Here is an 8,422-nt window from a genome sequence, read left to right on the forward strand (position 1 = left end):
TGCAGCATCTGGTTCAGCAGCCAGGTATTGCCGCCGCTCACCAGAATCAGCTCCGCCTGCTCAATGGCCGCAACCGGTGTCTCGAACTCGTGTAACGTGCGCACCGGAATGCCCAGTGACTGAGACAACGCCTGCGCACGCTGGGCGTGATCGTCACGAATAATGGCGTAGGGCACCAGCACCGCCGAGGTGATGCCGCGCTGGGCAATCATCGCGTGCAGCTGCGGATGCGCATAGCTCAGCAGCGGCGCATCGTCGGCCACTTTGCCATTGCTCAGTAAAAACAGTTCCATCAGCCCGTCCTTTTTCTTCGTCTAATGGGTTGGCAGTCTGATACAGATGATCGCCAGACGTCAATTTTCTTGCTGAAAAGCGTTAGTTCGCCGCACCAATCGGAAAATTCGTAGAGATTTTTCTTGTGTGACCGGGTTTCCGGCCGCCGATGCGCTATAACTCTGACAACAGGTTTGTTATTCTTAGCGTCCATTATTTGGGAGCAGTTATGGAATCCTGGTACTTACTCTATTGCAAACGTGGTCAGCTGTTGCGCGCGAAGGAGCATCTTGAGCGGCAGGAGGTGAATTGCCTCAGCCCGATGATCGCTCTGGAGAAGATTGTGCGCGGCAAACGCACCACCGTGAGTGAGCCGCTGTTTCCCAACTATCTGTTTATCGAATTCGATCCGGAAGCGATTCACACCACCACCATCAGCAGCACGCGCGGCGTCAGCCACTTTGTGCGCTTTGGTGCCATGCCCGCGACGGTGCCGTATGAAGTGATCGAAGCGCTGCAAACCGATGCGCCGCAGATCCTGCTGGATCCGGAAACGCCGCAGGTCGGTGATGAAGTGCTGATCACCGACGGCACCTTTGAAGGGCTGCGCGCTATCTTTGCCGAGCCCGATGGTGAAACCCGCTCAATCCTGCTGCTTAACCTGCTGAATAAACAGGTGATGCGCAGCGTGGACAACAAGCAGTTCCGTAAGGTTTAAGCCAGTCTGAATAGCTGACGCGCATTGTGGTCGACGCGTGCCGCCAGTGCGTCTGGCTGTTCACCACGCCAGTGCGCCACCTGCTGAACGATATGCGGCAGAAAGCAGGGTTCGTTACGGCGCGAGGTCGGACGCGGACGCATATCGCGCGGCAGCAGATAGGGTGCGTCCGTCTCCAGCAGCAGACGATCTGCCGGAATCAGCGGCAGCATGTCACGCAGTGCCATTCCGCGCCGTTCATCGCACACCCAGCCGGTAATGCCCACCGATAAACCCAGCGCCAGGCAGGCTTCCAGCTCGTCACGCGTGCCGGTAAAACAGTGCACCACCGCGCCCACCAGTTTCGGCAGCCACGGCTGCAGCACCGCCAGAAAACGTTCATGCGCCTCACGACAGTGTAAAAACACCGGCAGCTGCAGTTCCGCCGCCAGCTGGAGCTGCGCATCAAACGCGTACTCCTGCTGCTCGTGCGCAGAAAGATTACGGTTGAAGTCGAGTCCGCATTCACCAATCGCGACCACCTGCTCGCTGTCAGCCAGGCGGCGCAGCGTACTGGCGGTTTCCGCCGACCACTCGCTGGCATGATGCGGGTGCACGCCGGCGGTCGACCAGCAGTAGCCCGCGTGCCGGGTCGCCAGCTGACGCGCCTGCTGGCTCTCCAGGGCATTGGTGCCGGTGATTAACAGGCCGGTGACGCCTGCTTCGCGCGCGCGTTTTACCACCTGATCGCGATCTTTTGCGAATTGCGTGCTGGTCAGGTTTACACCGATATCAAACATGTTTGCTCCCCATTCCGTCTTAAAGCGACGGATAGAAAAACCGCCCGGCAGGCGGGCGGTTAAGATTCATCATCACCCCATCAGCGGGATGCCCTGCATAAAAGACATCAGGCGTCGGGGTTCTGTTCCTCATCGTCTGCCGCCTGACGTCCTTTACCCACATAGTAGCGGGAGAAGAATACGCCGACTTCAAACAGGCAGTACATCGGAATAGCGAGCAAAGTTTGCGAGAAAACGTCCGGCGGTGTGAGCAACATCCCAACCACGAACGCGCCGACCAGAATATACGGCCGTTTCTTTTTCAGATCGTCCGGGCTGGTAATGCCGGTCCAGCACAGCAGCACGATGGCAATCGGTACCTCAAACGCCACGCCAAACGCCATGAACAGCGTCATGACAAAGTCGAGGTAGTTAGTGATGTCCGTGGCGATGGTGACGCCCTGCGGCGCGGTTTTGGCGAAGAAGCCAAATGCCAGCGGGAACACAATGAAGTAGGCAAAGGCCACGCCGACATAAAACAGCAGCGTACTGGAGAACAGCAGCGGCATCACCAGGCGGCGCTCATGGCGATACAGCGCGGGGGCGACAAACGCCCAGACCTGATAAAGAATCACCGGCACCGCAAGAAACACCGACACAATGATGGTCAGTTTGATCGGCGTAAAGAACGGTGAGGCCACGTCGGTGGCGATCATGCTGGCGCCGGCGGGCATCTGGCTAATCAGAGGCGCTGCCACCGCGTGATAGATGTCGTTGGCGAAGTAAACCAGACACAGGAAGATAACAAACACCGCGATGATGCAGTTCAGCAGACGCTTGCGCAGCTCAATCAGGTGGCTGATGAGCGGTTGGGTATCTTCAACGGCCATGTTTATCGTTCATCTTTTACGGGAGGAGTGGACGCAGGCGCGACGGAGTCGCTGTGGCTGGTGGCTGGTGCAGGCTGCGGCGCCTGCGCCGGGGCGCTGGCCTGATGTGCCGCGCTGGCCGGCGTCACGACGCTGTGCGGCTCTGCGGGCTGCGGTGCGGCAGCGGGCTGTGGCGCGGCAGCGGGCGGCTGATGAATGGTGTTGGCTTCATCTTCCGCTTTCTCGATATCGATGCTTTGCTGCACCGAGCGCTTCATGGAGTCCGCGGTTTTACGCAGCTCTTCCATGGATTGCTTCAGCTCCGGCGACAGCGTGCCGCGTCCTGCCTCTTCGACCTTTTTCAGGCTGTCCTGCAGCTCCTGCAGTTTCAGCTCCTGGGCCAGTTCGTTCTGCACATTAGCAGCCAGCGAGCGAATGGCCCGGATCCAGCCAACAACGGTTTTCACCGCAACCGGTAAGCGCTGCGGGCCCAGTACAATCAGCCCGATCACGAACACCAATACCAGTTCACTAAAACCAATATCGAACACAGTTTTACCTTACTTGTCCCGGGCGTCGTCTTTGCTCGCCGGGGTGTGCTGTTTGTCTGCCAGTTTGGCGTTGAAGTCAGCGTCCTGCTCTTTCGGTTGATCCTTTTTCTCGTCTTCATCGCTCATGGCTTTTTTGAAGCCGCGAATGGAAGAGCCTAAATCCGAACCCAGGTTACGAAGCTTATTGGTACCGAACAGAAGTACAACAATGACGGCAATGATTAACAATTGCCAAATACTGATACCGCCCATGAGATATGCCTCTAATATTCTGTGAAAAACGGTTAACTGTAACGCACAGAAAGTCCGTTTTTACCCGGACTTAAGCCTGCGACATTACGCGATTTGCACCAGGCAGACAATCAGTTTGTCTTGCGCCAGCCGATGAGCCAGGTGACGATGCCGGCGGCCATTAACAGCGCCGGGAAGAAGTCCCAGTCAGGCCGGCTCAGCAGCACTGCGGTGCCACTTAATAACAGTGTAGCCCCGACGCCAAACAGATAACGTGCCTGATGATGACGGGTGCGCTGCGCGTTCAAATCGGTGACAAGTTTATCGACACTGTGCTGCAATAACTTGTGCTGGCGCATACTGTCGTAAAAAAGCTCCGGCAGCTCCGGCAGTTTCTCCGCCCAGAACGGCGCCTTCTCTTTCACCGCCCGCAGGATGGCCGGAATGCCGATCTGATCCTTAATCCAGTCCTCCAGGAACGGCTTGGCGGTTTTCCACAGATCGAGCTGCGGATAGAGCTGACGGCCGATGCCCTCAATGTACAACAGGGTTTTCTGCAGCAGCACCAGCTGCGGCTGCACTTCCATATTGAAACGGCGCGCGGTGTTGAACAGATTGAGCAGCACGTGACCAAAGGAGATTTCCGCCAGCGGCTTTTCGAAAATCGGCTCGCATACGGTACGGATCGCGAACTCAAAATCTTCCACGTTGGTATCCGGCGGTACCCAGCCCGAGTCGACGTGCAGCTCGGCCACTTTGCGGTAGTCGCGGTTGAAGAAGGCGATGAAGTTTTCCGCCAGGTAGCGCTTATCTTCTTTGTTCAGCGAGCCAACGATGCCGCAGTCAATGCCGATATACTGCGGATCTTCCGGATGCTCGTAGCTGACGAAGATGTTGCCGGGATGCATATCGGCGTGGAAGAAGCTGTCGCGGAACACCTGGGTGAAGAACACCTGCACGCCGCGTTCGGCCAGCAGCTTCATGTTGACGCCGTGCTGCTCCAGCGTGGCAACGTCGGAGATAGGAATGCCGTAAATGCGCTCCATTACCAGCATGGTTTCGCTGCAGTAGTCGGAGAACACTTCCGGCACGTACAGCATGCGGCTCTGGTCGAAGTTGCGGCGCAGCTGAATCGCATTGGCAGCTTCACGCAGCAGATTGAGTTCATCAATCAGCGTTTTTTCGTAGTCGCGCACCACTTCCATCGGACGCAGACGGCGACCGTCCGGCAGCAGACGTGGCACCCAGCGCGCCAGGCGGTAAATCAGCTTCATGTCAGCTTTGATCACCGGCAGGATATCCGGGCGAATCACTTTGATCACCACTTCGCGGCCGTTGGATTTCAGCGTCGCGGTATGCACCTGGGCGATCGAAGCCGATGCCAGCGGTTTGATATCGAAGTCGTCGAACCAGGTTTCCACCGGGCCGCCAATCGAACGTTCAATCTGCGCTTTGGCTTTCACGCCGTCAAACGGCGCCACCCGGTCCTGCAGAATCGCCAGCTCATCGGCAATTTTCGGCGGGAACAGGTCGCGGCGCGTCGAGAGCATCTGACCGAACTTGATCCAAACCGGACCGAGCTGCTCCATGGCCAGACGCAGACGGATGCCCATCTCGGCTTCTTTGTGCCGGTTGGGGATCCAGAAAACACAGCGCCGCCACAGCCGCAGCGGCAGCGTAATGCGCATATGCGGAATCAGTTCATCCAGCCCGTAGGTCAGAAAAACTTTGATAATGAAGTATAAGCGCCGAATTTCTCCCAGCGTCATTTCGCCTCCAGCTGTGCCAAACGCGCCTCAAACGCATTAAGCGCACGTTCCATCGCTTCTACCTCCTCACAAAACCACGCCTGCTCCAGCGCCCCCGGTGCCACGCGCCACTCTTCGGTCAGCACCTGCCCCAGATAATCCTGACGGCGGGTGACCTGCTGTTTGAGCTGGGCCAGCGCACGCTGAGCGGCCTGGCTGATGCCCTGTGCCGCAATGTCGCCCACCCACGGCGCGAGATATTCCGCCGGGTCGAGTTCAGCCAGATCCATCAGCGCGGAGAATTGCTGTACCACCTGCAGATCGCCTTCCACATCCAGCTCACCGCTGCGAATCAGGCTGGTCAGCTGCTGACGATCGCGCAGCTTAGGCAGCGTGCTGAAACGCAGGCTGACGCTGCAGTCGCTGCGGTCCTGCCAGTCACTCAGCACATCCAGCTGGTTTTCACTGAACACCAGCACCAGCGGAAAATCCAGCTCCTGCAGGCGCAGCAGCAGGACTTTGCCGGCCAGACGCTGGCGTGCGGTTTTCAGGCTGCGATCGCGGTACAACACACGGTTCAGGGCGGTCTCAAGACCGCCGGTGATGAGAGGGGTAAAAGTCATGATTAATCAGAACTTAAAGCCACGATGCAGCGCCACAATGCCGCCGGTCATGTTGTAGTAGCTGGTATTTTCAAAGCCAGCGTCGTTCATCATCGCCTTCAGGGTTTCCTGATCCGGATGCATACGAATCGACTCCGCCAGATAGCGATAGCTCTCCGCGTCTTTTGCCACCAACTGGCCGATGCGCGGCAGAATGTGGAAAGAGTAAGTGTCGTAGGCTTTGCTCAGCGGATCGAAAACCGGTTTAGAGAACTCCAGCACCAGCAGACGACCGCCTGGCTTGAGCACGCGGAACATCGACGCCAGCGCCTTCTCTTTTTCGGTCACGTTACGCAGGCCGAAGGAGATGGTGATGCAGTCGAAATAGTTATCCGGGAACGGCAGCGCTTCTGCATTAGCCTGCACATAGCTGACGTTGCCGGTTACGCCGAGATTGCGCAGCTTTTCGCGTCCCATCTTCAGCATTGAGCTGTTGATGTCCGCCAGCACCACCTGACCGGTTTCACCGACCAGGCGCGAGAATTTTGCCGTCAGATCGCCGGTACCGCCGGCCAGATCCAGGACGCGCTGACCGCGGCGCACGCCGCTGCTGTCGATGGTAAAACGCTTCCAGACGCGATGGATGCCGAACGACATCAGATCGTTCATCAGGTCATATTTCGCCGCGACGGAGTGAAACACGTCCGCGACTTTATCGGCCTTTTCACTTTTGGCGACGGTCTGAAAGCCAAAATGGGTAGTTTCCTGCTGTGATTCATCTGCCATCGGTTTTACCTGTTCCACAAACAATACTTCCCGAAGTGTATCAGAGTCGGGCGATCCGAGCACGCCACCGGCGTGTTATTCGTTGATGCGGCGCAGGGATGCGGCGGAAGAATCTGCCGCATTTTCAGCGGGCTCGCTATCATCGGCCCATGTATCATCCGCCGCGTCGGGCTGCGCCTGCTCTGCCAGCTGGGGGTTGATGGGCCGTTTGATCTCTACGCCAAGCGCACGAAACGACTCGCTCTGGGCGATCAGGTTGCCGCGCCCCTGCGCCAGCTTTTTCATCGCCAGCTGATAACTCTGCTGCGCTTTGTCGAGGCTATGCCCGATGCCGCTCATGTCATCGACAAACAGCCGCATCTTGTCGTACAAGCGCGCAGCGCGGTCGGCGATGCGCTGGGCATTACGGCTCTGATGCTCATAGCGCCACAGGTTGTTGATGGTGCGCAGCGCCACCAGCAGCGTGGTCGGGCTGACCAGCATAATGTTTTGCTGCAGCGCTTCGCTGATCAACTCCGGCTGGCGATCGATCGCCAGCAGAAACGCCGGTTCGACCGGAATAAACATCAGCACATAATCCAGCGAGCGTAAACCGGGCAATTGTTGATAATCTTTACGCCCCAGCAGCCGGATATGGCCGCGCACCGCGTTGATGTGCTCCTGAATCGCCTGTTCGCGCGTCAGCTCGTCGTCGGCGTTGAAGTAGCGCTCATAGGCAATAAGCGTCATTTTGGCGTCAATCACCACATCTTTACCCTGCGGCAGACGCACAATCACATCCGGTTGCATTCGGCCCTGCTGCTCCAGCTGCACGCTGACCTGGGTCTGGTACTCGTAGCCTTCGCGCAGGCCTGAGGCCTCCAGCACCCGGCTGAGCACCACTTCGCCCCAGTTGCCCTGAATTTTATTGTCGCCCTTCAGCGCTTTGGTGAGGTTGATCGCTTCCTGCGCCATCTGCGCGTTGAGCTGCTGCAGCTGACGAATCTCGTGCGCCAGCGTGTGGCGTTCACGCGCTTCCTGGCCGAAGCTATCGTTGACCTGGCGGCGGAAGCCGTCCAGCTGTTCGCGCAGCGGGCCGATCAGGCTGTTGAGGCTCTGCCGGTTCTGCTCGTCGACGCGTTTTCCGCTGTTTTCGAAGATTCGGTTGGCGAGGTTTTCAAACTGCGCACTCAGGCGCTGTTCGCTGTTGGTCAGCAGACGCTGCTTCTCCTCAGCGGCGAAACGCGTCTCTTCTAATCGAATGGTGACTTCCCGCAGTTCGGCTTCCTGCGCGCGGTTAACTTCCAGCTGATTACGCAGCTCGCGGCTGAGCTGTTCGCTCTCGGCCCGCCAGTAATCCAGCTGCTGCAGGCGCTCCTGCGCGCCGCTTAGCGTGCCGTGTAGCTGGCGCAGCTCCTGTTCGCGCTGCTGCAGTTGCTGTTGCAGCTGTTCCAGCTGCTGCTGCTGACGCTGCTGCGCCTGTTCCAGCAGGCGGCGTTCGGTGGTGAAGCTGGCGTGCTGATGGCCGGCGCGCAGCTGGGCAATAATCCAGCCAATGCCCAAACCGGCCAGCGCCAGCGCGCCGCTGATGATAAGTTGCTGATCCATAATCCCCCCGCGGATCGTCTCGCTGAGGAGAAGGTAGAGCGCCACTGTATGAATGTCCAGAACATTCATGGCAACCCGCGGATTTTATCGCGGGCGCGATGGGCATCGTCCGGGCAACTACAGGGCGCGCACGGTCAGGTCGCCCGCTTTCCAGGCGTCGATCAGGAAAAACGGCATCGGCAGCACCCATTCACTGTCGCTTTTCACCTTCGCCGGATAGCACCAGCTGTTGCCGCCGTAAGTCAGCTCCACCTGCTGCTGGCCATTTTCGGCGTTGGCCACTTTGCCGGCCATGCTGG

General features: G+C 58.4%; 10 protein-coding genes and 1 pseudogene. 1 reads left to right on the top strand and 10 read right to left on the bottom strand.

The window, feature by feature from the left end; genetic code table 11:
- Positions 1–293, bottom strand: a 293-nt coding sequence (locus tag ERD80_RS09375; protein WP_168926262.1) for a Type 1 glutamine amidotransferase-like domain-containing protein, incomplete at its 3' end; no start/stop codon positions are given.
- 209 nt (positions 294–502) lie between these two features.
- On the opposite strand from ERD80_RS09375, the gene rfaH reads away from it, so the two are divergent.
- Positions 503–991 carry a transcription/translation regulatory transformer protein RfaH gene (gene rfaH / locus ERD80_RS09380; RefSeq protein ID WP_031279607.1) on the top strand — a complete coding sequence of 163 codons (489 nt, stop codon included), beginning with the start codon at positions 503–505 and terminating at the stop codon, positions 989–991.
- Here the strand turns inward: rfaH and tatD are convergent.
- The 9 genes and pseudogenes from tatD to ERD80_RS09425 all read right to left on the bottom strand — a co-directional run.
- Positions 988–1,770, bottom strand: coding sequence for a 3'-5' ssDNA/RNA exonuclease TatD (gene tatD, locus ERD80_RS09385; RefSeq protein ID WP_058758125.1), 783 nt, complete (start codon positions 1,768–1,770; stop codon positions 988–990). The genes rfaH and tatD overlap by 4 nt on opposite strands.
- A gap of 107 nt (positions 1,771–1,877) precedes the next feature.
- Positions 1,878–2,639, bottom strand: coding sequence for a Sec-independent protein translocase subunit TatC (tatC, locus tag ERD80_RS09390; protein ID WP_021506945.1), 762 nt, complete (start codon positions 2,637–2,639; stop codon positions 1,878–1,880).
- Positions 2,640–2,641: 2 nt separating this feature from the next.
- Positions 2,642–3,169 carry a Sec-independent protein translocase protein TatB gene (gene tatB, locus ERD80_RS09395; RefSeq protein ID WP_104094213.1) on the bottom strand — a complete coding sequence of 176 codons (528 nt, stop codon included), beginning with the start codon at positions 3,167–3,169 and terminating at the stop codon, positions 2,642–2,644.
- A 9-nt stretch (positions 3,170–3,178) separates the two neighbouring features.
- Positions 3,179–3,421 carry a Sec-independent protein translocase subunit TatA gene (gene tatA / locus ERD80_RS09400; RefSeq protein ID WP_010618194.1) on the bottom strand — a complete coding sequence of 81 codons (243 nt, stop codon included), beginning with the start codon at positions 3,419–3,421 and terminating at the stop codon, positions 3,179–3,181.
- Between the two features lie 110 nt (positions 3,422–3,531).
- Positions 3,532–5,169 (bottom strand): ubiquinone biosynthesis regulatory protein kinase UbiB, encoded by a 1,638-nt coding sequence (gene ubiB, locus ERD80_RS09405; RefSeq protein WP_021506947.1) that lies wholly within the window; start codon positions 5,167–5,169, stop codon positions 3,532–3,534.
- Positions 5,166–5,771 (bottom strand): SCP2 domain-containing protein, encoded by a 606-nt coding sequence (locus ERD80_RS09410; protein ID WP_058771077.1) that lies wholly within the window; start codon positions 5,769–5,771, stop codon positions 5,166–5,168. The genes ubiB and ERD80_RS09410 overlap by 4 nt, the downstream gene beginning before the upstream one ends.
- A 6-nt stretch (positions 5,772–5,777) precedes the next feature.
- Complete coding sequence (gene ubiE / locus ERD80_RS09415; RefSeq protein ID WP_021506949.1) at positions 5,778–6,536, bottom strand: bifunctional demethylmenaquinone methyltransferase/2-methoxy-6-polyprenyl-1,4-benzoquinol methylase UbiE; 759 nt, start codon at positions 6,534–6,536, stop codon at positions 5,778–5,780.
- Positions 6,537–6,611: 75 nt separating this feature from the next.
- A complete protein-coding gene (gene rmuC / locus ERD80_RS09420; protein ID WP_136546664.1) occupies positions 6,612–8,123 on the bottom strand; it encodes a DNA recombination protein RmuC in 1,512 nt (503 codons plus the stop codon).
- 117 nt (positions 8,124–8,240) lie between these two features.
- Positions 8,241–8,422 (bottom strand): annotated as a pseudogene (locus tag ERD80_RS09425) (tetratricopeptide repeat protein); the annotation flags it as partial.

The sequence above is a fragment of the Pantoea sp. R102 genome (assembly GCF_004916815.1).
Lineage (GTDB): Bacteria > Pseudomonadota > Gammaproteobacteria > Enterobacterales > Enterobacteriaceae > Pantoea > Pantoea dispersa.

Bases quoted from the DNA above. Each gene is read 5' to 3' on its own strand.
- tatC (WP_021506945.1), bottom strand. From the start codon at position 2,639: ATGGCCGTTGAAGATACCCAACCGCTCATCAGCCACCTGATTGAGCTG.
- ubiE (WP_021506949.1), bottom strand. From the start codon at position 6,536: ATGGCAGATGAATCACAGCAGGAAACTACCCATTTTGGCTTTCAGACC.
- ubiB (WP_021506947.1), bottom strand. From the start codon at position 5,169: ATGACGCTGGGAGAAATTCGGCGCTTATACTTCATTATCAAAGTTTTT.
- tatA (WP_010618194.1), bottom strand. From the start codon at position 3,421: ATGGGCGGTATCAGTATTTGGCAATTGTTAATCATTGCCGTCATTGTT.
- rfaH (WP_031279607.1), top strand. From the start codon at position 503: ATGGAATCCTGGTACTTACTCTATTGCAAACGTGGTCAGCTGTTGCGC.
- tatD (WP_058758125.1), bottom strand. From the start codon at position 1,770: ATGTTTGATATCGGTGTAAACCTGACCAGCACGCAATTCGCAAAAGAT.
- ERD80_RS09410 (WP_058771077.1), bottom strand. From the start codon at position 5,771: ATGACTTTTACCCCTCTCATCACCGGCGGTCTTGAGACCGCCCTGAAC.
- rmuC (WP_136546664.1), bottom strand. From the start codon at position 8,123: ATGGATCAGCAACTTATCATCAGCGGCGCGCTGGCGCTGGCCGGTTTG.